The organism is Antarctobacter jejuensis, from assembly GCF_052266595.1.
Classification (GTDB): Bacteria; Pseudomonadota; Alphaproteobacteria; order Rhodobacterales; family Rhodobacteraceae; genus Antarctobacter; species Antarctobacter jejuensis.
This window is the reverse complement of the sequence record NZ_JBQQXJ010000006.1, coordinates 167,583-189,181: the sequence shown is the minus strand read 5'-3', so window position 1 is coordinate 189,181 and position 21,599 is coordinate 167,583. Positions and strand designations below refer to the sequence as shown.

At 64.1% G+C, this 21,599-nt stretch carries 19 protein-coding genes; 8 read left to right on the top strand and 11 right to left on the bottom strand.

Going from position 1 to position 21,599, the window contains the following annotated elements:
* Position 1 precedes the first annotated feature (1 nt).
* The gene (gene recR / locus ACTXGA_RS10795) at positions 2–598 is read left to right on the top strand and encodes a recombination mediator RecR (RefSeq protein WP_443393482.1); all 597 of its coding nucleotides are present in this window, start codon (positions 2–4) and stop codon (positions 596–598) included.
* A gap of 144 nt (positions 599–742) precedes the next feature.
* On the opposite strand, the gene ACTXGA_RS10790 is transcribed toward recR, so the two are convergent.
* Positions 743–1,504, bottom strand: coding sequence for a DUF1013 domain-containing protein (locus tag ACTXGA_RS10790; RefSeq protein WP_443393480.1), 762 nt, complete (start codon positions 1,502–1,504; stop codon positions 743–745).
* Positions 1,505–1,659: 155 nt separating this feature from the next.
* Here ACTXGA_RS10790 and ACTXGA_RS10785 point away from each other — a divergent pair, with 155 nt between their 5' ends.
* Together ACTXGA_RS10785 and ACTXGA_RS10780 are read left to right on the top strand one after the other, a co-directional pair.
* Positions 1,660–2,295, top strand: a complete 636-nt coding sequence (locus ACTXGA_RS10785; RefSeq protein ID WP_443393478.1) for a ribonuclease T2 family protein — start codon at positions 1,660–1,662, stop codon at positions 2,293–2,295.
* A gap of 260 nt (positions 2,296–2,555) precedes the next feature.
* The gene (locus ACTXGA_RS10780) at positions 2,556–2,900 is read left to right on the top strand and encodes an SH3 domain-containing protein (RefSeq protein ID WP_443393476.1); all 345 of its coding nucleotides are present in this window, start codon (positions 2,556–2,558) and stop codon (positions 2,898–2,900) included.
* A 76-nt stretch (positions 2,901–2,976) separates the two neighbouring features.
* On the opposite strand, the gene ACTXGA_RS10775 is transcribed toward ACTXGA_RS10780, so the two are convergent.
* A complete protein-coding gene (locus ACTXGA_RS10775; protein ID WP_443393697.1) occupies positions 2,977–3,624 on the bottom strand; it encodes a sulfotransferase family 2 domain-containing protein in 648 nt (215 codons plus the stop codon).
* 128 nt (positions 3,625–3,752) lie between these two features.
* Here ACTXGA_RS10775 and ACTXGA_RS10770 point away from each other — a divergent pair, with 128 nt between their 5' ends.
* The 3 genes from ACTXGA_RS10770 to ACTXGA_RS10760 all read left to right on the top strand — a co-directional run bounded on the left by ACTXGA_RS10770 (position 3,753) and on the right by ACTXGA_RS10760 (position 6,882).
* Positions 3,753–5,378, top strand: a complete 1,626-nt coding sequence (locus ACTXGA_RS10770; protein WP_443393474.1) for an AMP-binding protein — start codon at positions 3,753–3,755, stop codon at positions 5,376–5,378.
* Positions 5,379–5,497: 119 nt separating this feature from the next.
* Positions 5,498–5,788, top strand: coding sequence for a DUF1330 domain-containing protein (locus ACTXGA_RS10765; RefSeq protein WP_443393472.1), 291 nt, complete (start codon positions 5,498–5,500; stop codon positions 5,786–5,788).
* A gap of 77 nt (positions 5,789–5,865) precedes the next feature.
* The gene (locus ACTXGA_RS10760; RefSeq protein WP_443393470.1) at positions 5,866–6,882 is read left to right on the top strand and encodes a hypothetical protein; all 1,017 of its coding nucleotides are present in this window, start codon (positions 5,866–5,868) and stop codon (positions 6,880–6,882) included.
* A 188-nt stretch (positions 6,883–7,070) separates the two neighbouring features.
* Here the strand turns inward: ACTXGA_RS10760 and ACTXGA_RS10755 are convergent, their stop codons facing one another.
* The 6 genes from ACTXGA_RS10755 to ACTXGA_RS10730 form a co-directional block, all read right to left on the bottom strand.
* Entirely contained in the window at positions 7,071–8,339 is a 1,269-nt protein-coding gene (locus tag ACTXGA_RS10755) for an SPOR domain-containing protein (protein WP_443393468.1), read from the bottom strand.
* 185 nt (positions 8,340–8,524) lie between these two features.
* Positions 8,525–9,157 (bottom strand): uracil phosphoribosyltransferase, encoded by a 633-nt coding sequence (gene upp, locus ACTXGA_RS10750; protein ID WP_443393466.1) that lies wholly within the window; start codon positions 9,155–9,157, stop codon positions 8,525–8,527.
* Complete coding sequence (locus ACTXGA_RS10745) at positions 9,154–10,125, bottom strand: adenosine deaminase (RefSeq protein ID WP_443393695.1); 972 nt, start codon at positions 10,123–10,125, stop codon at positions 9,154–9,156. The genes upp and ACTXGA_RS10745 overlap by 4 nt, the downstream gene beginning before the upstream one ends.
* Positions 10,126–10,184: 59 nt before the next feature.
* On the bottom strand, positions 10,185–11,384 hold the full coding sequence (locus ACTXGA_RS10740) for a phosphopentomutase (protein ID WP_443393464.1): 1,200 nt from the start codon (positions 11,382–11,384) through the stop codon (positions 10,185–10,187).
* Complete coding sequence (locus ACTXGA_RS10735; RefSeq protein WP_443393462.1) at positions 11,384–12,673, bottom strand: thymidine phosphorylase; 1,290 nt, start codon at positions 12,671–12,673, stop codon at positions 11,384–11,386. The genes ACTXGA_RS10740 and ACTXGA_RS10735 overlap by 1 nt, the downstream gene beginning before the upstream one ends.
* On the bottom strand, positions 12,673–13,092 hold the full coding sequence (locus tag ACTXGA_RS10730; RefSeq protein WP_443393460.1) for a cytidine deaminase: 420 nt from the start codon (positions 13,090–13,092) through the stop codon (positions 12,673–12,675). The genes ACTXGA_RS10735 and ACTXGA_RS10730 overlap by 1 nt, the downstream gene beginning before the upstream one ends.
* A 209-nt stretch (positions 13,093–13,301) precedes the next feature.
* Here ACTXGA_RS10730 and ACTXGA_RS10725 point away from each other — a divergent pair, with 209 nt between their 5' ends.
* Positions 13,302–15,581, top strand: a complete 2,280-nt coding sequence (locus ACTXGA_RS10725; RefSeq protein WP_443393458.1) for an NADP-dependent malic enzyme — start codon at positions 13,302–13,304, stop codon at positions 15,579–15,581.
* Positions 15,582–15,686: 105 nt separating this feature from the next.
* Here the strand turns inward: ACTXGA_RS10725 and ACTXGA_RS10720 are convergent, their stop codons facing one another.
* Entirely contained in the window at positions 15,687–16,643 is a 957-nt protein-coding gene (locus ACTXGA_RS10720) for a hypothetical protein (RefSeq protein ID WP_443393457.1), read from the bottom strand.
* Positions 16,644–16,969: 326 nt separating this feature from the next.
* Here ACTXGA_RS10720 and prpE point away from each other — a divergent pair, with 326 nt between their 5' ends.
* Positions 16,970–18,862: a propionate-CoA ligase PrpE gene (gene prpE, locus ACTXGA_RS10715; RefSeq protein ID WP_443393456.1), complete on the top strand. Its 1,893-nt coding sequence runs from the start codon at positions 16,970–16,972 to the stop codon at positions 18,860–18,862.
* 48 nt (positions 18,863–18,910) lie between these two features.
* On the opposite strand, the gene ACTXGA_RS10710 is transcribed toward prpE, so the two are convergent.
* Both ACTXGA_RS10710 and ACTXGA_RS10705 read right to left on the bottom strand, forming a co-directional pair.
* Positions 18,911–20,386: an SH3 domain-containing protein gene (locus tag ACTXGA_RS10710; RefSeq protein WP_443393454.1), complete on the bottom strand. Its 1,476-nt coding sequence runs from the start codon at positions 20,384–20,386 to the stop codon at positions 18,911–18,913.
* Positions 20,386–21,579, bottom strand: a complete 1,194-nt coding sequence (locus ACTXGA_RS10705; protein ID WP_443393452.1) for a trypsin-like serine peptidase — start codon at positions 21,577–21,579, stop codon at positions 20,386–20,388. Before ACTXGA_RS10705 ends, ACTXGA_RS10710 begins: the two co-directional genes overlap by 1 nt.
* Positions 21,580–21,599 lie beyond the last annotated feature (20 nt).

Below are 21,599 nucleotides of genomic sequence, written 5' to 3'. Positions count from 1 at the left end.
CATGGCGCGTGACGCCGACCCGATCCAGAACCTGATCGACCTGATGGCCCGCCTGCCCGGGCTTGGGCCACGGTCTGCCCGCCGCGCGGTTCTGCACCTGATCCGCAAGCGTGCCCTGTTGCTGACACCGCTGGCCGATGCGATGACCGAGGTCGCCCGCACTGCCCGCGAATGCCTGAACTGCGGCAATGTCGGCACCGCCGACATCTGCCCGATCTGCGCCGATGAGGCACGCGCAAATGGCATACTCTGCGTCGTCGAAGAGGTCGCAGACCTTTGGGCCATGGAACGGTCCGGGGTTTTCAAGGGCCGGTATCATGTCTTGGGCGGCACGCTCTCGGCGCTGGACGGCGTGGGGCCGCAGGATCTGCGGATCCCGCAGCTCTTGACCCGGGTCGAGACCGAAGGCGTCTCAGAGGTGATCCTTGCGCTGAACGCCACCATCGACGGCCAGACAACGGCGCATTACATCGCCGATCAACTCGAAGACCGCGTCACGCTGACCTCGCTGGCGCAGGGCGTCCCCATCGGCGGTGAACTGGATTATCTCGACGATGGCACCATCACCGCAGCCCTGAACGCGCGCAAACGGCTCTGAGCGGCGCCCCTCCCCCCATGACAGCAAAAAAGCCTCCTGCGATCTGCAAGAGGCTTTTTTCTATTCCGGAAGCCCAAGGGACGGTGGGCGGGGCGATGTTCCGGCCAGAGGCCGGGACGAGCGTCCGACCCCGTCCCTGATCGATCAACGGTCGTCTTCGTCCTCGTCATCGTCCTTGCCGCCCGGCAGGTTGAAGAAACTGTCAGCGTCCGAGTAATCCTGCCGATCCTTCTCGTCCTCGTCGTCATCCTCGCCGCGGGGATCGGACAGGCTGAAGGTTTCAAGCCCTTCGATGGCCGAGGGCAGACGCGGTTCCGGCTCCATTTCGAGGCTCTGCTGGGTCGAAACCAGCTTGCGGCGCTCATCGTCGGTCATGACCTTTTCAAGATCCTTGGCCGCCTTGGCGACAACCGCGTCCAGCTCGGTCTGCTTACACAGGCCCAGCGCCACCGGATCGATGGGCTGCATGTTCTGGATGTTCCAGTGGGTGCGCTCACGGATCGACTGGATCGTCGGCTTGGTGGTGCCGACCAGCTTGGAAATCTGGCCGTCCGACAGCTCCGGGTGGAATTTGACCAGCCAGAGGATCGCGTTGGGGCGGTCCTGCCGCTTGGACAGCGGGGTGTAGCGCGGCCCGCGGCGCTTGTCCTCGTCCCGTGCCGCCGGGTTGTGCTTCAGCTTCATCTTGTACAGCGAATCTTTTTCCGCCTTGTCGATTTCAGCCTGCTCCAGCTGGTTGTTGGAAACCGGGTCGAACCCTTTCACCCCGGTAGCCACGTCACCGTCGGCGATGCCCTGGATCTCCAGCTCGTGGAAACCGGTGAAATCGGCGATCTGCTTAAAGCTCAGCGTGGTGTTGTCCACCAGCCAGACGGCGGTCGCCTTGGGGTGCAGAAGCTTGGACATGGATCTTCTCCTTGAATTGACCGGCCCCGCGAGCATGCCTCCTGCGCGACCCGCGGCGAGCTTTGCCAGGGGCGGCTCCGGCGGGCGGAGCGGGTTACCGTTGTCGGGAAACTTCGGGCCTATATAGTGGCGTCAAATCCAAAGGGGAAGCAAAAATGCGATTGCTGAGTGTTCTGGTGCTTGCCGCGACCCTGTTCGCTGCGCCGCTTCATGCCGAAGGCGAAAAGGCGGGGAAATTCGACTACTACGTGATGGCCCTGTCGTGGTCGCCGAACTGGTGCAGGCTGGAAGGTGATGCGCGCGATGCCGAGCAATGCGAGACCGATGCGGGCTGGATCCTGCATGGGCTGTGGCCGCAGTTTCATCGCGGCTGGCCGTCCTATTGCCCCACCGTGGAACGGGCCCCTTCGCGCCGGATGACGCGGGAGATGTCCGATATCATGGGATCGGGCGGGTTGGCGTGGCATCAGTGGAAAAAACACGGCGTCTGCACCGGGCTGTCGGCGTCGGCCTATTATGAGCTTTCGCGCCGTGCTTATGGGTCTATCACGCGGCCCGCGCTGCTTCGGAAACTGGACAAGGCGGTCAAGCTGCCCGCGTCTTTGATCGAAGAAGCGTTCATCAAGGAAAATCCGGGGCTGGAGCCGGACATGATCACGATCACCTGTCTGAATGGGCATATTCAGGAGGCCCGCATCTGTCTGTCCAAGGATCTGGAGCCGGTCCCCTGTGGCAAGGATGTGATCCGGGATTGCCGCATGAAGGACGCCCTGTTCGAGCCGCTGCGGTGAGGGCCGATGGGAGGTGTCCACGCGTGGACAGCTTAGGGGGAATGCCAGATCAATGGGTTACAGGCGCGTTTTAACCATTCGTTCAGAAACGACGTGAAAATTCCGTGACGGATCTGCCCCGTTCGGGGCGGTTTTCCCGTGCGCAGGAAGCGGTTTGTTTCCACTTCCCTCTGACCCATATCAACGACATTCCAACTATGGAATGCGAGACTCCGGTTGCGCCCCAAAAAGGCGCTCGAAAACCGAAAAGGGAGAGTTTCATGTTCCGCAAGACAGCACTGGCCGCAGCCGCCCTGTTGGCGCTGACCGCCCCCATGGCAGAGGCCGGGGATTGCACCGGCTGGGTCGTGGGCGTCCGCCCTATCAGCCAATACAATCATGCTGCCGGGCACGGGTTCCTTGCGGTGCGCACCGGGCCGGGGTCGGGGTATCAGCAGTTCAGCGAATTGTATCTGGGCGACGAGATCGCCGTCTGGAGCAGGGCCGGCAACTGGTACCAAGTGCAATGTATGAATGGCCGCTGCCTGAACCCGCTCTGGGGCGCGCCGAACCCCAATGGCTGGGTCTATGGCAAGTATCTGAGCGTGGGCGGTGTCTGCCCATAAGACCGATCCGACCGTGGCAGGCCCTGCTTGCCACGGTCTTGGCTTGGCACCCCAAGTCGGCGGTTCTGGCAGTCAATCAAAAGTGATAGCCGAATCGCGCGATATCCTCGGCGCAGAACTCTGCCACCACCTCTTGCAGATCCCCTGTGTAATAGCCGCGATAATCCGCCTCTCGGGATGAGCGGTTTTCATGCGGCATGGTGGGGGCAAAGCCCAGATGGGCCTCCAGCGGTGCCATATCCTCTGCCAGATGTTCCAGACGCAGGAAATGCCCCTGTTCGCGCCCCGTCACGTCGCGCATGTAATGGCCATAGGGCGCGTTGCGGATCGTGGCCTGCGTGTGCGGATGGCGCAGGAACCCGGCAAAGTCATGCTGTTTTGACAGGGTGACTGCCGGATGATCGAACCCCTGTTCGCGCAGCCAGTGGTAATAGCTGACCATCCGGTCCCACGGGTTCCGCACAAGGCAGAAACAGAACATCGCGCCGATCTGCTCCGGGGTATAGGCCCCCTCCAGATCCGCCAGACGCGAATGTTTCCAGATCCGGCCAGTGGCCTGTTCTGACAGCTTTTGCGCCCGCGCGCGGCGGCGCTGCGCCTTGGGCGTGTCGCCGATCAGGATGTCATCGCGGTGTGCGCGGTCCTCCAGCGCCAGCGCCAGAGAGGTGCCGCCGGTCTTTGGAATGTGGACAAAGATGTATTGGCGGCCCGGTGAGATGATCATGCCCCGACGGTAGTGCAGCACGGCGGGAGGGGGCAAGGCGGGGTGGTCTGTCGCAGGCGGGCACGGGGGACTTTTCTTGCGCACGAATCCTGCCCATAGTCCCGGTCACGCTGCAAAGGGAGGACAGAATGGGCTGGCTGCAAGACGAAACCGGATTGGGCAAGACCGAGGCGAATTTCGTGCCCCTGACGCCCCTCAGCTTTTTGCGCCGTGCGGTCGGCATCTGGCCCGATCAACTGGCCGTGGTCTATGGCCCGCACCGCAAGACCTATTCCCAATACGCGGCGCGTGTCACGCGGCTGGCCTCAGCCCTTTCCAAGGCTGGTGTGCAGCCCGGTGATGTGGTGGCCACCATCCTGCCGAACATCCCCGCACAGGCAGAGGCGCATTTCGGCGTGCCGGCCTGTGGCGCGGTTCTGAACGCGATCAACACGCGGCTGGACGTGGCGACGATTTCCTACATCCTCGACCACGGCGGCGCAAAGCTGGTGCTGTGCGACCCGCAGTTCCTGCCGGTGCTGGCGCAGGCGGTCGAAGACATGGAAGGCCCCGCCCCGACCATCATCGAGGTCGCCGACGATCATGCGGGTGTGCATGCCTACGGCGATTACATGGAGTACGAGGCCTTTCTGGAAACCGGCGACCCGGATTTCCAGTGGATCATGCCGCAGGATGAGTGGGAGAGCATTGCGCTGAATTATACCTCGGGCACCACCGGGCGGCCCAAGGGCGTGGTCTATCACCATCGCGGCGCCTATCTGAACGCCATGGGGCAGGTGCTGAGCTGGCGCATGACGCTGCACCCGAAGTATCTGACCATCGTGCCGCTGTTCCATTGCAACGGCTGGTGCCACACGTGGATGATGCCCGCGCTGGGGGGCACCGTTGTCTGCTGCCGCGACATCACCGCGCCCGCCATCTTTGACGCCATCGCCGATGAGGGCGTGACCCATTTCGGCGGCGCGCCCATCGTGCTGAACATGCTGGTCAATGCCCCTGCAGATCAAAAGCGCGACTTCGATCACGTGGTCGAGGTGTTCACCGCCGGTGCGCCCCCTGCCCCCGCGACCCTGGCCAAGATCGAGCCGATGGGCTTCAACGTCACGCAGGTCTACGGCCTGACCGAGGTTTACGGCCCGGCCACCGAATGCACGTGGAAGCCGGAGTGGGAGCCGCTGCAGGGAGAGGAACGCGCCGCGATCAAGGCGCGGCAGGGCGTGGCCATGCCATTCATGGAAGAGGTCGTGGTGCATGACGAGACCGGGGCCGAAATCCCCCGCGACGGCGAAACCAAGGGCGAGATCATGTTCCGCGGCAACGGCGTGATGAAAGGCTACTACAAGAACCCCAAGGCCACTGAAGAGGCCTTTGCCCGCGGGTATTTCCATTCGGGCGATATCGCGGTGCAGCACCCCGACAGCTTTGTGCAGATCGCCGACCGGGCCAAGGACATCATCATCTCGGGCGGCGAGAACATCTCTTCGGTCGAGGTGGAGGGCGTGCTGATGGGCCATGACGCCGTGCTGCTTTGCGCGGTGGTGGCCAAGCCGGATGAGAAATGGGGCGAGGTGCCCTGCGCCTTTGTCGAGCTGAAGGACGGGCATCAGGCGACGGAAGCAGAGCTGATCGCCTACGCCCGCGACCGGCTGGCCGGGTTCAAGACGCCGAAAAAGGTGGTGTTTCAGGAACTGCCGAAAACCTCGACCGGAAAGATCCAGAAGTTCGAATTGCGGACCTTTGCCAAGACGCTGTGATCCATTCTGTTGCCCTGCGGCATCAGCGCAATCCTGATCGGCAAATGCATGTTCCGGGGCGGGGCAATCCCGCCCTTGATTTGCGGAACAGACAAATGAATTTTGAACCGGGGATCGTCTTGACCGTATATGTTATTGCCTGCCTGTCCGTGAATCCGGAAGCGCAGGAAGAATATCAGGCCTATCTGGATACCGCGCTGCCGCTGCTGGAACGCGTCGGCGGAAAGGTTGCCCAGCATTTCCCGGTGGGCGACGTGGTCGTCGGCAACAAGCTGGCCGAGACGATCATGGTTGTCGAATACCCCGATATGGACGCGGTCGACCGGCTGTTCCAGAGCGAGGAATACAAGGCGATCATCCCGGTACGCGACCGCGCCTTTTCCACCTATAGCGTCTCTATCGTCAGTTGACGGGCGGTGCGCGGTCGATTGCCGATGGGGGCGTTGCGTGATAGCGTGGCGCGAAACAGAGGCAGAGCAGCCCGCAGATGACCGCCCTGAAACAATTTTCCCGTCTGGAAGCGACCGGCCTCTGGCGCCCCTCGCCCGAGGCGCAGCGGCGTGAGGTGATCGTTTCCTTGGGCGAGGCGACGCTGACCCTGTCCGACATCAACGGCACCGCGCTGGCGCATTGGTCGCTGGGGGCGGTGAACCGCGCCAACGGCACGGCGGTTCCGGCGATCTACCACCCGGACAACGCGCCCGGAGAGACGCTGGAACTGCCGGAAAACGAGACCGAGATGATCACCGGCATTGACCGGCTGCTGAGGGCCATTGAACGACGCCGCCCGCGCCCGGGCAAGCTGCGCTTTCTGCTGTCGGGCGGCCTGCTTGCCGTGATCGTCGCGGCGGCGGTGTTCTGGCTGCCCGGCGCGCTGGAGCGCTACGCGGTCACGGTGGTGCCCGCGGTCAAACGGGCCGAGATCGGCAACAGCCTATTGGGCCATATCGAGCGCGTGTCGGGCAAGCCCTGCACCACCCGCGACGCGCGCCTGCCCCTGGAACGGTTCGGTCAGCGGCTGCTGACCCGGGGGCGGGTTGTGATCCTGCCCGGCGGCACCCGGATGAGCGCGCATCTGCCCGGCGGCATCATCCTGCTGAACCGTGCCGTGGTCGAGGATTTCGAGGATCCGGACGTCGCCGCAGGCTTTGTGCTGGCCGAAACCGTCCGGGCAAGGAAAACCGATCCGCTGGCGGCGCTTCTGGATCAGGCCGGGCTGATGGCCAGCCTGCGCCTGCTGACCACCGGCGCGCTGCCTGATGCCACACTGGCGGACTATGCCGAAACGCTGATGACCCAGCCCCCCGCCCTGCCCGCCACCGACGATCTGATCGCCGCCTTCGAAGCGGCGGGCGTGCGCAGTTCCCCCTTTGCCTATGCGCTGGACATCACCGGAGAGCGGACGCTGGCCCTGATCGAGGCGGACCCGCGCGCAGGCGAAGGCAGCCGTCCTGTCCTGAGCGATGCGGATTGGGTGCGCCTGCAGGGTATCTGCGGGGCCTGAAACCCGCCGCCGCGTGGTCAAATCCACGCCCCAGATTCTTTGGGCCTTCAAATACCTCGGGGGAGTCGCCCGCAGGGCGGCGGGGGCAGCGCCCCCTCCCGGTCATTGTCCGCTCGCGCGGTCAACTGGCGCGCAGCAAAAAGGGGACGCAACGCCCCCCTTTCCAGTACGCAACCCGGCAATACGGCTTAGCGGATATACGCCTGTGTATATCCCGTCCCGTGCACCCGGTTCAGCGCGCGGTCCAAGGCATCCGGCGAGGCATAGGGACCGACGCGCAGAATGGCAAAGGTCTGGCCGTTGCGCGCAAATTTGCCCATGCGCACCGACAGACCGGCCGAGTTCAAGCGGCGCGCAGCCGCCTTGGCCTTATCGTCGGTCGAAAAGGCCCCAACCTCGATCCAGCGCGCGTATTTGGCCTTGCCCTGAGATTTCGCCGATACGACCGGCACCAGCGCGGCAGGTTCCGCAGCCTTACCCACGATGACCGGCTGCTTGACCTTGTGACGGCGGACCTGTGTGACCAGCTTGCGAGGCACGGTGTTGGTCCAGACCTGTTGCGTATCCGCATGGCCCTGCACCGTCTGATAGGCGCGCCAGCGGTTCAGGCGGTCATCGGACCACGCCGGGCGATAACCCTTGGGCACATGGGCCACTTGGGTGTCGCGCTGTTCGTAGACGTGATCCGGTACGATCATGGTCTCCGGTGACAGCGTTAGGTTGCCGTCTTCCCAGCTATTGCGGTTGTAGTAGACATTCTTGCCGGTGGGCGCATCGCCCCGGCGAATGATCGTCGCGTGCGGCGCCTGCTGCGGGCCACAGCGGATCCGGACTTTTTTCCCTTCGATCATGCGATAGCTCTGGCCGTTCGCGCAGGCGATCTGTGCGGGCACCTTGATTGGCCCCATCGGCAGGACCTTGGCCCCGCTGGGCGCCTTGGTCACAGGCTTGGCCTTTGTCACCACCTGCGGCTGCGGCGCGGGCACGCGGCGTACGACGCGCGGTGGCGGAGCCGCCACCGGTTTGGACGCAGGTGCGCGCACGACACTGGGCGCCACCGCCCTTGGCGCGGGCCGGGGCGCGGCGGCGGTTGTTGCGGTTCGTTTGGGTGCAGGGGCGGCGGTTGCTGCCGGCTTTGCCGCGACCTTGGGGGCCGGTGCGGGAGCCGGCGTCGGGGCCGGAACGGCGGGCTGTGCCACTTGCGGTCCGAAGGTCGGCGTCTGACCGCAGACCTGTTCGCGCTGACGCGACACGCGCGGCACCCAAGTCACCGCGCCATCAACACCGGCGCGGATATAGACACAACCGCGGTTATCGACGAATTGGCGACCGTCATAAGAGGCCGGCGGAAAGTTGGCCGGAACGTCCCGGACCGAGGATTGCGCGGCAGCCGGCTGAGAGGAAATTCCGAATCCGGAAACCAGAAGCGCAATAAAAGAGAAGGATTTCAAGGTCATGTTCTGCCCCCACAGATGCTTGCCGCAGGATACCTGTCTATGGGGCGACCTGTAAAGGTTTGAAATTATTAATGGCTTTGAGGATACCCACAGTTTGAAACGGGAACAATCTCGCCTGCGTGCCGTGATTGTCGCGGTGGGCGGGACGCATGTTCTGCCTCCCGCCCCAATCCGCGCCGTTCGCCCTATTTGGTGCCGAACATCCGGTCCCCGGCGTCGCCAAGACCGGGCACGATGTAGCCCTTTTCGTTCAGCCGTTCGTCCAGTGCTGCGGTGATGACCGGCACGTCCGGGTGCGCCTCTGCCATGCGCTGGACCCCTTCGGGAGCGGCCAAAAGGCAGAGAAAGCGGATATCCTTGGCCCCGGATTCCTTGATCAGGTCGATGGCCGCGGCCGATGAATTGCCGGTGGCCAGCATCGGATCGACGACGATGGTCCGGCGCTCATGCATCCGGTCCGGCAGCTTGTTGTAGTACTGCACGGGCTTCAGCGTCTCCTCATCGCGGTAGAGGCCGATAAAGCCGACCCGCGCCGCCGGGATCAGTTCGAGGATACCGTCCAGCAGCCCGTTGCCCGCCCGCAGGATCGACACCAGCGCCAGTTTCTTGCCCTCGATCACCGGGGCGTCCATCTCGCACAGCGGGGTTTCGATCCGGCGCGTCGACATCGGCAGATCGCGGGTGACCTCATAGGCCAGCAGCAGGCTGATTTCGCGCAAGAGGCGGCGGAAGCTGGCGGTCGAGGTGTCCATTTCCCGCATCAGGCTGAGTTTGTGCTGCACAAGGGGGTGTTCGACGACGGTGAGTGTATCGGTCATGCGGACTCCAGACGTTTTTGCACGCGCTCTTTCGTCTCCGCGTCACAGAAGGCGGCGTCGAGGGCGGTGCGGTTGATCTCTGCCAGCAGGTCTTGGTCCCAACCGAAGGTCTTGGCAAGCCCGAGGTATTCATCGCGCATGGTGGTATGAAAGAAAGGCGGGTCGTCGGTCGACACGGTGACCTTGACCCCGCGTTTGCGCAACTGGTCGATAGGGTGTTTGGCCAGCGTCGGAAAGACGCCCAGAAAGACGTTGGAGCCGGGGCAGACCTCCAGCGTGATTTCGCGTTCGGCCAGCAGATCGACCACTGCAAGATCCCCGATGGCGCGGACGCCGTGGCCAATGCGTTCGACGCCCAGATCCTCGACCGCCTCACGCACCTCCTGCGGGCCGTTCCATTCGCCCGCATGGGTGGTCAGCCGCAGTCCGGCCTCGCGCGCCATGTCGAAACTGTAGGCAAAGTCGCGCTGGCGGCCCTGCTTTTCATCGCCGCCCATGCCAAGGCCGACGATCCAGTCGCCTGCGGTCTCTGCCGCGCAGAGCGCCGCGCGCTTGGCCTTTTCCGGACCGAAATGGCGGATCGGGGTGACGATGCCGCGCAAGGTGATGCCCATGTCGCGCTCTGCCGCATCCGCCGCCTCGCGGATGGCGTGCAGGTATTCGCGCCATGCGGACACGTCGCCCCCACCGCAGAAATCCGGGCTGAGGAAGGTTTCGGAATAGACGACGCCGTTTGCCGCGCTTTCCTCCAGCACGGCGGTGCAGAGGCGGGCAAAATCTTCGGGCGTTTTCAGGACCGAGGTGGCAGCCTCGTAGACCTCGAGGAAGTGCCAGAAATCGCGGTAGGCGTAAGAGCCGTCCTCGTTGAAGATGCGGCTGATATCGACCTTCTTCTGTTTCGCCAGACCGCGGATGAAGGCCGGCGGCGCGCCGCCTTCGAAATGCAGGTGCAACTCGACCTTTGGCATCCGTGCGATGCGGTCCAGCTGCTCTTCGTCGGTGATGGGCCGACGGTCGTCTTCTTCTCTCACAGGAATGATCTCCCCGGGCCGTGTGATGGGATTCGCAGATGTGCCGCGATAGAGGCCGCCACGTCGGCGAATGCAACCTGTCCCAGCGCCCCGGCCCCCTGCCCCGCGATCAGGACCGGAACGCGTTCGCGGGTGTGGTCCGTGCCGACCCAGGTGGGGTCATTGCCGTGGTCGGCGGTGATCAGCAGCAGGTCATCGTCGCGCAGGCGCGGCAGCAGGCGGCCCAATTCGGCGTCGAACCATTCCAGATGGCGCGCATAGCCAGAGACGTTGCGCCGATGGCCATAGAGGCTGTCGAACTCGACGAAATTGGCGAAGGTCAGCGAGCCGTCCTCGGACTGGTCGATCAGGTCGCCCAGATGCCCCATCAGGGTGGCGTCGTCGCCTTTGCGGACCTCGTCTATGCCACTCATGGACAAGATGTCGCCGATCTTGCCCACCGCATAAACGCGGCGGCCGGCGTCCTGCGCCCAGTTGGTCAGGATCGGCTGGGGCGGTTTGATCGCATAGTCGTGGCGGTTGCCGGTGCGGGTGAAATGGCCCGGCTCACCAACGAAGGGGCGGGCAATGACGCGCCCCACCTTCATGGCGTGCAATGTCGGGGCCAAGCGTTCGCAAAGGTCCAGTAGGCGGTCCAGTCCGAAATGCTGCTCATGCGCGGCGATCTGAAAGACGCTGTCGGCAGAGGTGTAACAGATGGGCAAACCGGTGCGGATATGTTCGGCCCCGTATTTGTCCAGCATGACCGTGCCGGAGCCGTGGCAATTGGCAAGCACCCCCTCGGTCCCGGCGATCTGGCAGACCTTGTCGGTCAGGTCGTTCGGGAAGGCGGGCACCTGATCCGGGAAATAGTGCCAGTCCCAAGGCACCGGCAGCCCCGCCAGTTCCCAATGGCCGGACGGCGTGTCCTTGCCCTTTGACACCTCGGTGGCCGCGCCCCAGCGTCCCGCTGGCGTGCCGCTGGCCCGCGCGCCGCCGCTGGCCAGATCGGCGGCGTGGAGCAACCCAAGGGAGGACAGAACCGGCAGATGCAATGTGCCGCTGCGCCCTTCCTCTGCCTGTCCCGCTGCGCAAGCGTCGTGGATATGGCCAAGCGTGTCTGCCCCGGTGTCCGGCACGCCATCGTTGAAATAGGCGTCCGCATCCGGCGCGCCGCCGATGCCGACCGAGTCCATGACCACCAGAAAAGCGCGCATCAGCTTATCCGTTCCAGCACGAGCGGCACCTCGGCGGGGGCCTCGCCGATGGTGATCGCCGCCAGAACCGCCTGTGCGGCGGCGGCGGCCTGCCCCTCGCGGGTGGCGTGGATCCGCAACAGGGGCTGGCCCTTTTGCACCTTTGTGCCCAAGGGCAGCACATCGGTCAGGCCGACAGCCGGATCGACCTGATCGGATTCGACCCGTCGACCGCCACCCAGATCGACCACCGCAAGGCCAAGCGCCTCTCCGTCGATGGCCTGCACGATCCCGGCCTTTGGCGCCGGCACCTCGAGGATCACGGTCGCCTCCGGCAGAAAGCGCCGCCAGTCGTCGATAAAGGCAAGCGGCCCGCCCAGCGCATAGACCATGCGGCCAAACCGCTCTGCCGCCTCGCCCGAGGAGATCGCCTTGCGCAGTTTGGCCTCTCCGTCGGCGATGCCGGCGGTCTGCAACAGCTCTGCGCCCAAGGCGATGCTGATGTCCAGCAACGGCCCCCTGTCCTGCCCGGTCAACACGGCCATCGAGGCGTCCACCTCCACCGCGTTGCCCAGCGCGGGCGCAAGCGGCTGGGACATGTCGGTGATCAGCGCGGTGGTCGGGCACCCGGCGGCATTGGCCGTGCTGACCAGCGCCTGCGCCAAGGCGCGGGCCTCGTCTCGCGATTTCATGAAGGCGCCAGAGCCTGTCTTTACGTCCAGAACCAACGATTGCAGCCCGGCGGCAAGCTTTTTGGACAAGATGGAGGCGGTGATCAGATCAAGGCTTTCGACCGTCGCGGTCACGTCGCGGATCGCATAAAGCCGTTTGTCCGCCGGGGCGATATCGGCAGAGGCGCTGACGATGGCGCAGCCGACGTCACCCACGACGTGGCGAAACAGCGCCTCATCGGGCGAGACGTTGTAGCCGGGTATGGCCTCCAGCTTGTCCAGCGTTCCGCCGGTATGGCCCAGCCCGCGGCCGGAAATCATCGGTACGTAGACGCCACAGGCCGCCAAGGCAGGCGCAAGCACAAGGCTGACGCAATCGCCGACGCCGCCGGTGGAATGTTTGTCCACCACGGGCGCGTCCATGTCCCAGTCCAGCACGCGGCCGGAATCCCGCATGGCAAGGGTCAACGCCACGCGGCCTGCCTCGCTCAGTCCGCGCAGGCAGACGCCCATGGCAAAGGCCCCGGCCTGCGCCGCGCTGACCGAACCATCGGCCAAGCCCTGCGCGAACCACGCCAGTTCGCGGGCCGAAGGTTCCTGCCCGCGCCGAAGCTCTGCGATGATGCTGCGGGCATCCATCAGGTGCGATCCATATGTGCCGCGCCAAAGGCCCCGGGCAGCAGGTCCGAGACGGTCATGCTGTGTTCCGCGCCATCGACGGTGGCGAGGGTGACGCGCGTTCCGCCCTTGGCGAATTCCATCAGTTTCTGCCGGCACCCGCCACAGGGCGGCACCGGATGCGGGCTGTCGGCGATGACATAGGCCTCTGTGATCTCGGTCTCTCCGGCGGCAATCATGGCCGCGATGGCCCCGGCCTCTGCGCAGGTGCCCTCTGGGTAGGCGACATTTTCGACGTTGCAACCCACATAGACCGCACCGGAGGGCGCACGCAGCGCCGCGCCGACCTTGAAATGGGAATAGGGCGCGTAGGCGTTTTCACGCACCGCGCGGGCGGCTGCAGCCAATTCAGACAGGCTTTTGGACATGGCATCGGACATGGCAAAGGGTATCCTTGATGGTGCCGTGCATGTTGCGAAGGCCGCCCTCGGAATGCAAGTCCCGCGTGTTAGCGCAAAAAGGTTTCGCTGGCTTGTCGTAGCGGCAGCTTTGCAATTTTCAAGCATGGGGTAAACTGCTATCGGAGCCGCGACTCCCCCGACCGCGACGGGGTTAGTTTAGCGTTGAACCATTTTCGGGAGGGCGACTGATGAACGACACGACCAATGAAACGCTGCGTCAGGCAGCGCTGTTCTATCACGAAAATCCGCGTCCCGGGAAACTGGAAGTCCGCGCCACGAAACCGCTGGCCAACGGGCGCGACCTCTCCCGCGCCTATTCCCCCGGCGTCGCCGAGGCCTGCCTCGAAATCAAGTCCGATCCGACCACGGCGGCGCGCTATACGACACGCGGAAACCTTGTTGCGGTGGTGTCGAACGGGACGGCGGTGCTGGGCTTGGGCAACATCGGCGCGCTGGCCTCCAAGCCGGTGATGGAAGGCAAGGCCGTCCTGTTCAAGAAGTTCGCCAACATCGACTGTTTCGACATCGAGGTGAACGAACCGGACCCGGAAAAGCTGGCCGAGATCGTCTGCGCGCTGGAACCGACCTTTGGGGCGATCAACCTTGAGGACATCAAGGCGCCCGATTGTTTCATCGTTGAACGAATTTGCCGCGAGCGGATGAATATCCCGGTCTTCCACGACGACCAGCACGGCACCGCAATCGTCGTCGGCGCGGCGGCAACCAACGCGCTGCATGTGGCAGGAAAGGACTGGGCGGACATCAAGGTGGTCAGCACCGGCGGTGGTGCCGCGGGCATCGCCTGCCTGAACATGCTGCTGAAACTGGGTGTCAAACGCGAGAATGTCTGGCTGTGCGACATTCACGGGCTGGTCTATGAAGGCCGCGCCGAGGACATGAACCCGCAAAAGGCGGCCTTTGCACAGAAATCCGATCTGCGCACACTGGATGACGTGGTCGACGGCGCGGACCTGTTCCTTGGCCTCTCCGGTCCGGGCGTGCTGAAGCCCGAGCAGGTCACGCGCATGGCAGAGCGCCCCATCATCTTTGCGCTGGCCAACCCGACACCCGAAATCATGCCCGACCTCGCGCGTGAAGCGAAGCCGGACGCGATCATCGCCACCGGGCGCAGCGACTTTCCGAACCAGGTCAACAACGTCCTGTGTTTCCCCTTCATCTTTCGCGGCGCATTGGACGTGGGCGCGACAGAGATCAACGACCAGATGCAGGTGGCCTGTGTCGAGGGCATTGCGGCATTGGCCCGCGCGACCACCAGCGCCGAGGCGGCCGCCGCCTATCGCGGCGAGCAGCTGACCTTTGGTGCGGATTACCTGATCCCCAAACCCTTTGACCCGCGGCTGTCGGGGATCGTGTCATCCGCCGTGGCACGGGCCGCGATGGAGTCCGGCGTGGCCACCCGCCCGCTGGAGGATCTGGAGGCCTACAAGCAGCGGCTCGACGCCTCGGTCTACAAATCCGCGCTGCTGATGCGCCCGGTGTTTCAGGCGGCGGCCACAGCGTCCCGCCGGATCGTCTTTGCCGAGGGTGAGGATGAGCGGGTGCTGCGCGCCGCGCAGGCCATTCTGGAGGAAACGACCGAACAGCCGATCCTCATTGGTCGCCCAGAGGTCATCGCCACACGCTGCGAACGGATGGGGCTGGAAATCCGGCCTGACCGCGATTTCAACATCGTGAACCCGGAAAACGATCCGCGTTATCGCGACTATTGGGAGACCTATCACGGGCTGATGGCGCGGCGCGGCGTGACGCCGGATCTGGCCCGTGCGATCATGCGCACCAACACCACCGCCATCGGCGCGATCATGGTGCAGCGGGACGAAGCGGACAGCATGATCTGCGGCACGTTCGGCGAATACCGCTGGCACCTGAATTACGTGCAGCAGGTTCTGGGCACCCGCAAATACCGTCCGCATGGCGCGCTGTCGCTGATGATCCTCGAAGACGGGCCGCTGTTCATTGCCGACACCCATGTGCACACGCTGCCGACGCCGGAACAGATCGCCGAGGTCGCCATCGGCGCGGCCCGCCACGTGCGCCGCTTCGGGCTGGAGCCGAACATCGCCTTCTGTTCGCAGTCGCAATTTGGCAACCAGGAGCAAGGGTCGGGCAAGCGCATACGCGATGCTTTGGAATTGCTGGACGAGCAGCAGCGCGATTTCTGCTACGAGGGCGAGATGAACGTGGACGCAGCGCTGGACGAGGAACTGCGCAGCCGGATGTTCCCGGGCAACCGGATGACCGGCGCCGCCAACGTGCTAATCTTTGGTCATGCGGATGCGGCCTCGGCCACGCGCAACATCCTGAAGATGAAGGCCGGCGGGCTGGAAGTGGGGCCGATCCTGATGGGGATGGGCAACCGCGCCCATATCGTTTCCCCGTCGATCACGGCGCGCGGATTGCTGAACATGGCGGCCATCGCCGGGACGCCGGTGGCGCACTACGGCTGAGCGGGTTGCGAGAAGGGCTCGGGCATGGGGGCTCTGCCCCCGTCGCCGCAAGCGGCGCCTCCCCCGAGGTATTTTTCAAACCAAAGAACGAAGGGAAGCGGCGGATCAGTCCGCCGGGTCGGCGTTGTCCTGCGGTTCCGGGTCTGGCAGGCGGATCACGTCGCCCTGCGCCACCAGTTCCTCTGCATCGAGGGCGAAGGCCTGCTCGCAGAGAGCATCCTTTGCGCCGCAGCGTGAGCCCTTGTAGCGCAGCTTGACCTGGCCTGCCTCCCCCGGAACCACGTCCTGAATGGCGTTGAGGAAAACGCGCCGATAGCGCCCTTCCTCCTGCGCGACCCAAAGCGAGGTCAGGCACCCCGCAGGGCCACAAACCAGGTCCGGCGTGCTGTCACAGACCAGCGCGCCGTGGTTCACCCGCAGGTCCATCGGTGGCTTCCCGTCAATGTCAAAGGGTTCGGAAAACCCGGTACCTTCGGTGATCTTGCCGTTCAGGACCGCACAGGCCTCGCGCATGTCGGCCATGATCCTTGCCGCCGGATCCTCCAGCGTGCGTCGTTCAAGCTCTCGTGCCGCGAAATCCGGCAGCGGGCAGAATTGCTGCACTTCGGTGATGGCCTTGTTGGAGCCGATCAGCGTGAAACGGTGAATCTCCGGCGCGCTGTCGTTGCTGTACCAGACGTGCAATTGCGCCCGCACGCCAGCCTTGAGCCGGTCGATGCCGCGCAGGTGGGTTTCCTCAAGCGGGGCCTGAAAGGATTCGAGACCAGAGTGGCTGAATTCCAGCGATCCGGCCAGTTGCGAGCCGACAAACAGAAGGGTGTCCAGACGCGGGGCCGCCACCATGTCGGGGAAATTGCGAGACGTCAGTCGAAAGGACAGCGACTCGCCCGTCTCGCAGCCAAGTTCGAGGCAAAGCTCCTGATCGCCGCCCTTGCAGACACGCGCCACATGGACCGATGCCTCTTCGCCGCCTTCGAAGGTCCAGTCCGCATGGGCAGGCGCGCCTGAGAGAATCATGGCCCATGTGGCCAGCGCCAGAAACTTGACCGCCTTGAATTGCATAAAGAATCTCCCTGCGACTCGCCGATGGATGAGTCCATGCGCCGCCCGGCAGGTCAACCCGTCTGACCGTTCACAAGTGCGGCAAGCGGGCCGCAAGGCCTTTTACGCTCGGAGTTTGCGCCGCAAGACCGGCATAATAACAAGCGAAACTTTGCAAACTTTCGCGATGGTCAAACCCGGCGGCAAGGATTCCGCCTGTTTGCAAATCTTTGCAACGCAACTTCGCAAACTTCGTGCGGTAATGTGTCCTGTCCGCCGGTAACAGACTTGCCCGGTCGACGGCGCACCGCCTAAGCCACCTGCCAAGGGAATAGAGGAGGCACCCCATGGGTTATCAAGACGTGTATGACAGCTGTCAGGCCGATCCCGAAGGCTTCTGGATGGCGGCGGCCGAGGCCATTGATTGGGATCAGAAGCCGTCGAAGGCCCTCTTTGACCGTGGCGAGAACCTGTACGAGTGGTTTGCCGACGGCAAGGTCAACACCTGCTGGAACGCCGTCGACCGCCACGTGGAAAACGGCCGTGGTGAACAGACGGCGATCATCTATGACAGCCCGATCACCCACACCAAGCGCGAGATTTCCTACGTCGAACTGCGCAACCGCGTCGCCAACCTGGCCGGGGCCCTGCGCGCCAAGGGTGTCGAAAAGGGCGACCGCGTCATCATCTACATGCCGATGATCCCCGAAGCGCTGGAAGCGATGCTGGCCTGCGCCCGTCTGGGGGCCGTGCATTCCGTGGTGTTTGGCGGCTTTGCCGCGCATGAACTGGCGGTGCGCATCGACGACGCGACGCCCAAGGCCATCATCGCCGCCTCCTGCGGGATGGAACCGGGCCGCGTGGTGCATTACAAGCCGCTGCTGGACGACGCCATCGACCAGGCCACGCACAAGCCGGATTTCTGCGTGATCTTCCAGCGCGAGCAGGAAGTGGCAAATCTGATCCCCGGCCGCGACTACAACTGGCATGGGTTCCAGTACGGCACCGAACCGGCGGACTGTGTCCCGGTCGAGGGCAACCATCCGGCCTATATCCTTTACACCTCTGGCACCACCGGGCAGCCGAAGGGCGTCATTCGCCACACCGGCGGCCATCTGGTGGCGCTGAACTGGTCGATGAAGAACCTCTACAACGTCGATCCGGGAGACGTGTTCTGGGCGGCCTCTGATGTGGGCTGGGTCGTGGGGCATTCCTACATCTGCTACGGCCCGCTGATCCACGGCAACACCACCATCGTCTTTGAGGGCAAGCCGGTGGGGACACCGGATGCGGGCACCTTCTGGCGGGTCATTCAGGAGCACAAGGTCAAGAGCTTCTTCACCGCGCCGACCGCCTTTCGCGCGGTTCGACGCGAAGACCCCAAGGGCGAATTCGTCAGGAAATACGACCTCTCCGGCCTGCGCGCGGTCTACCTTGCCGGGGAACGGGCGGACCCCGATACGATCCAGTGGGCAAAGGACCAGTTGGGGGTGCCGGTTATCGACCATTGGTGGCAGACCGAAACCGGCTGGTGCATTGCGGGCAACCCCTTGGGGATCGAGGAACTGCCGACCAAGCTGGGCTCTCCGGCGAAGCCGATGCCGGGATATGACGTGCAGATTCTTGACGAGGCAGGCCATCCCGTTCCTGACGGGACGCTGGGCGCGATCGCGGTCAAGCTGCCGCTGCCGCCGGGCACCCTGCCGAACCTCTGGAACGCCGAGGCGCGGTTCAAGAAGTCCTACCTGACCACCTTCCCCGGGTACTATGAGACCGGCGATGCGGGCATGAAGGATGAGGACGGATACCTCTACATCATGGCGCGCACCGACGATGTCATCAACGTCGCGGGCCACCGCCTGTCAACCGGCGCGATGGAAGAGGTTCTGGCCAGCCATCCGGACGTGGCCGAATGCGCGGTGATCGGCGTCACGGACCAGTTGAAAGGTCAGTTGCCGCTTGGCTTTCTCTGCCTGAACGCGGGCACCAACAAGCCGCATGACGAGGTCGTCAAGGAAAGCGTCAAGCTGGTGCGGGATCAGATCGGGCCGGTCGCGGCGTTCAAGCTGGCCTGCGTGGTGGATCGTCTGCCCAAGACCCGTTCGGGCAAGATCCTGCGGGCCACGATGGTCAAGATCGCCGACAGCGAGCCCTTCAAGACACCCGCGACCATCGACGATCCGGCGATCCTGGATGAGATCAAGGAAGCCCTGCAGGGGCTTGGCTACGCCAAGGGTTAACGCCCCGCGGATCTGGAAACGGCAAAGGCGGCCTGCGGGCCGCCTTTTCTATTCGATCCCGACCGGGCGGATGGCATTGTCCCACTTGCGCAGCGCGGGCACATCCACGTAGCGCGCGCTGGCCCAGCCGGTCACGCCTCCGGACGCGACCTGATACCAGACCCCCTGCCCGTCCGCCGATAGCGTGCAATCCAGCACCTGAACAGGCGTGCCCTCGTTCCAGCGCGCGACAAGGTCGCCGCCCGGCGTGGTGCGGATGTTCAGGTTCGTCTCCAACCGGGCGCCGCCCCAGTCCAGCTTGTGCACGGGTTTGTCCGGATCGGTTTCGCCCGACCAACGGTAGGTGGCTGGTTCTTCCTCTTCGAGAAAGGCATTGCGCCAGTCCCATGTGTAAAAGGCGCGGGTCATCTGCCCCAGGTGACAGCCAAGGCTGTCGGCCAGTAACGCGCCCGTGGCGGGCGGCAGCGGTTTGTCGAATGCGTCACGCGGTTTGGCACACCAGCCGCCGCCAATGAAATCGCGCCCGCAGTCGCCCTCATCCTCGATGCCAAGTATATCGCCGTCCAACCGCTCGATCATGCAGCCGTCAAGGGCCAGCCGGTCAGCGCCGAACCTGCGGAAGAGATCGGTCAGGGGCGTCGCGGCCTCGGTTTCGCCCGAAACGTTCACCGGCCACCATTCGTAGTCATCCGCCGTCATCATGCGGCCCTGCGAATAGGTCAGGTACTGGCACATGCTCAGCGCATCCCGTTCGGTCAGTCCTGACAGGGCAATCGGTGTTGCCCCGCGCGGTCCGGCCACGGGAACGAAATCCATGAACCGTGTGATCAAACCGCCCCGCAGCATGAAGAACTCCTCCGGGCGGCGGTAATGCAGCGCGTTCTGGACCAGCGCGGAGGGCGCAATCCCGTTGCCGATCAGGCGCATGTATTCGGACATGATCTGATAGGTAAGGTCCATCGCCTGCGCGACCTCGGTACGGACGGCCTGTTGATCGATTGGCACGAAGGGCATGTGAAAGCCAAGCTGCGCCCCAAGCTCTACAAAGCGGACGGAGCGCCCTGAATCGCGCGGCATCGCGGCCAGCGCAAAGGCCACGGCGCAGGCGGAATTGCAGGTCTCACCGGCCAGAACCACGACCCCGTGCAGCGCTGGCGAGTCATTGCCGCCGCGAAACGGTTCCAGCACCTGGCCGATCCGGACCCCTTCGAGAAAACTGCCGCCCGGCGAATTCAGGACAACGACAAAGGCGCCGACCTCATCCTCTGGTCCCAGCAGGTCTGCCAGTTTCTGCGCGTCGCCTTCCTCGATCACGCCGGTGATCCCGATGACGCGCATGCCGCGCCAATAGTCCAGTCCCGGCTGGATGATCGGCCCGTGTTCGAAATTGTTGTTCCAGTCGCCGTAGATCGGGACCAGTTGCTCCAGCCGGGGGCGCAATTCGCCCCGCAACTTCACCTCGGCGGACATGGCGGCCTGCCCCGCCAACACCAATGCGGCGGCGGCCCACAGGCCGGCCCGCATCATTCGATCATGTAGGTCGTGAACGCGAAATCGACTGTGCCGCCGGCCACATTAACCTGCCCGTCCAGACGCCCCTGTTGCAGGGCACCGACCACGCCACGCAGCGCCGCGCGCAACTGTTCCGGATCGGTCAGGTCCGTTGACCCGCACAGCGTACCGAGTTTGTGCTCGCCCTTTTCATCCTCTTCCTGAACGAAGATCCTGTAATCGCTGGTCACGGTGATCTGGTAGCGCGTCTGCAGCGGACCCAGAACGACCTGTTCGAAAATCTCCAGCGGGATCGGCGTCAGGTCGAGGCTTTTGGAGATGTCGACAAAGGCAGGCGTGCAGGAACTGGGCACATCGCCGACAATCGACAGCTCTCCCCCGACACCGGCGGACGAGGGAAAGACGCGGGTAATCATCGGCAGGGGTTTGGGCGGCTCCGCCTTGGTCACCTTCAGAACGCTGGAGTTTTCGAGGATCAGCTTCATCGGAATGCCAAAGTTGATGCCGACGTTGCGATCCCCGGAGTTGTGCAGACCGATCACCTGCCGGGTCGAACTGTCAATGATCGGAGAGCCGGAATTGCCGCCCAGCGTGTCACAGGTGTGGCGCAGGCGGTTGCCTTCGACCGGGGGACGCGCCGCACGGCAGCCTTCGCGACTGATGTGCAGCGATTTGCCCAGCGGATGCCCGATGATCCAGTACGGCAGGCCCTCGGTCGGCATCTGGTCGGTCAATGGCAGAGGCGGAAAGCGGTCGATCGGCACGCCCGTGACCTCCAGCACCGTGTAATCCAGTTCCTTTGATGTCTCGACAGGCGTGATGTTGACCGGGAAATGATCGGCCTCATCCGCGCGCCCCGGTTCATCGAAACCGGCAAGGAAACTGGCGGACAGGATCTGGGTCGCGCCGATGCGCGGATCCTCCAGCACGCCGGGAATGCAGTGGTGATTGGTCAGGATATGGGTGGGAGACACCAGAAAGGCGGTGCAGGGGTTGTTGCCCTTGTCGTGGCTGACGTTGAGCTTGCCCACGCCCAGCCCCAGCTTTCTGAAATCCGCTGTCTTGGAATAGATGTTGATCGGCTCGTTGTTGTAGCCCTCGACCGCAACCTCGTTCTCGACCCCGGCCTGAAAGGTCTGGGCCGTCAGGCTTGTGCCGAGCGATGCGGCACAGATAAAGGCCAGAATCCGGTCGAAACGAAGCATGGCAATCCCCAGTCAAAACA

Bases quoted from the DNA above. Each gene is read 5' to 3' on its own strand.
- recR (WP_443393482.1), top strand. From the start codon at position 2: ATGGCGCGTGACGCCGACCCGATCCAGAACCTGATCGACCTGATGGCC.
- ACTXGA_RS10790 (WP_443393480.1), bottom strand. From the start codon at position 1,504: ATGTCCAAGCTTCTGCACCCCAAGGCGACCGCCGTCTGGCTGGTGGAC.
- ACTXGA_RS10785 (WP_443393478.1), top strand. From the start codon at position 1,660: ATGCGATTGCTGAGTGTTCTGGTGCTTGCCGCGACCCTGTTCGCTGCG.
- ACTXGA_RS10780 (WP_443393476.1), top strand. From the start codon at position 2,556: ATGTTCCGCAAGACAGCACTGGCCGCAGCCGCCCTGTTGGCGCTGACC.
- ACTXGA_RS10775 (WP_443393697.1), bottom strand. From the start codon at position 3,624: ATGATCATCTCACCGGGCCGCCAATACATCTTTGTCCACATTCCAAAG.
- ACTXGA_RS10770 (WP_443393474.1), top strand. From the start codon at position 3,753: ATGGGCTGGCTGCAAGACGAAACCGGATTGGGCAAGACCGAGGCGAAT.
- ACTXGA_RS10760 (WP_443393470.1), top strand. From the start codon at position 5,866: ATGACCGCCCTGAAACAATTTTCCCGTCTGGAAGCGACCGGCCTCTGG.
- ACTXGA_RS10755 (WP_443393468.1), bottom strand. From the start codon at position 8,339: ATGACCTTGAAATCCTTCTCTTTTATTGCGCTTCTGGTTTCCGGATTC.
- upp (WP_443393466.1), bottom strand. From the start codon at position 9,157: ATGACCGATACACTCACCGTCGTCGAACACCCCCTTGTGCAGCACAAA.
- ACTXGA_RS10745 (WP_443393695.1), bottom strand. From the start codon at position 10,125: ATGCCAAAGGTCGAGTTGCACCTGCATTTCGAAGGCGGCGCGCCGCCG.
- ACTXGA_RS10740 (WP_443393464.1), bottom strand. From the start codon at position 11,384: ATGCGCGCTTTTCTGGTGGTCATGGACTCGGTCGGCATCGGCGGCGCG.
- ACTXGA_RS10735 (WP_443393462.1), bottom strand. From the start codon at position 12,673: ATGGATGCCCGCAGCATCATCGCAGAGCTTCGGCGCGGGCAGGAACCT.
- ACTXGA_RS10730 (WP_443393460.1), bottom strand. From the start codon at position 13,092: ATGTCCGATGCCATGTCCAAAAGCCTGTCTGAATTGGCTGCAGCCGCC.
- ACTXGA_RS10725 (WP_443393458.1), top strand. From the start codon at position 13,302: ATGAACGACACGACCAATGAAACGCTGCGTCAGGCAGCGCTGTTCTAT.
- ACTXGA_RS10720 (WP_443393457.1), bottom strand. From the start codon at position 16,643: ATGCAATTCAAGGCGGTCAAGTTTCTGGCGCTGGCCACATGGGCCATG.
- prpE (WP_443393456.1), top strand. From the start codon at position 16,970: ATGGGTTATCAAGACGTGTATGACAGCTGTCAGGCCGATCCCGAAGGC.
- ACTXGA_RS10710 (WP_443393454.1), bottom strand. From the start codon at position 20,386: ATGCGGGCCGGCCTGTGGGCCGCCGCCGCATTGGTGTTGGCGGGGCAG.
- ACTXGA_RS10705 (WP_443393452.1), bottom strand. From the start codon at position 21,579: ATGCTTCGTTTCGACCGGATTCTGGCCTTTATCTGTGCCGCATCGCTC.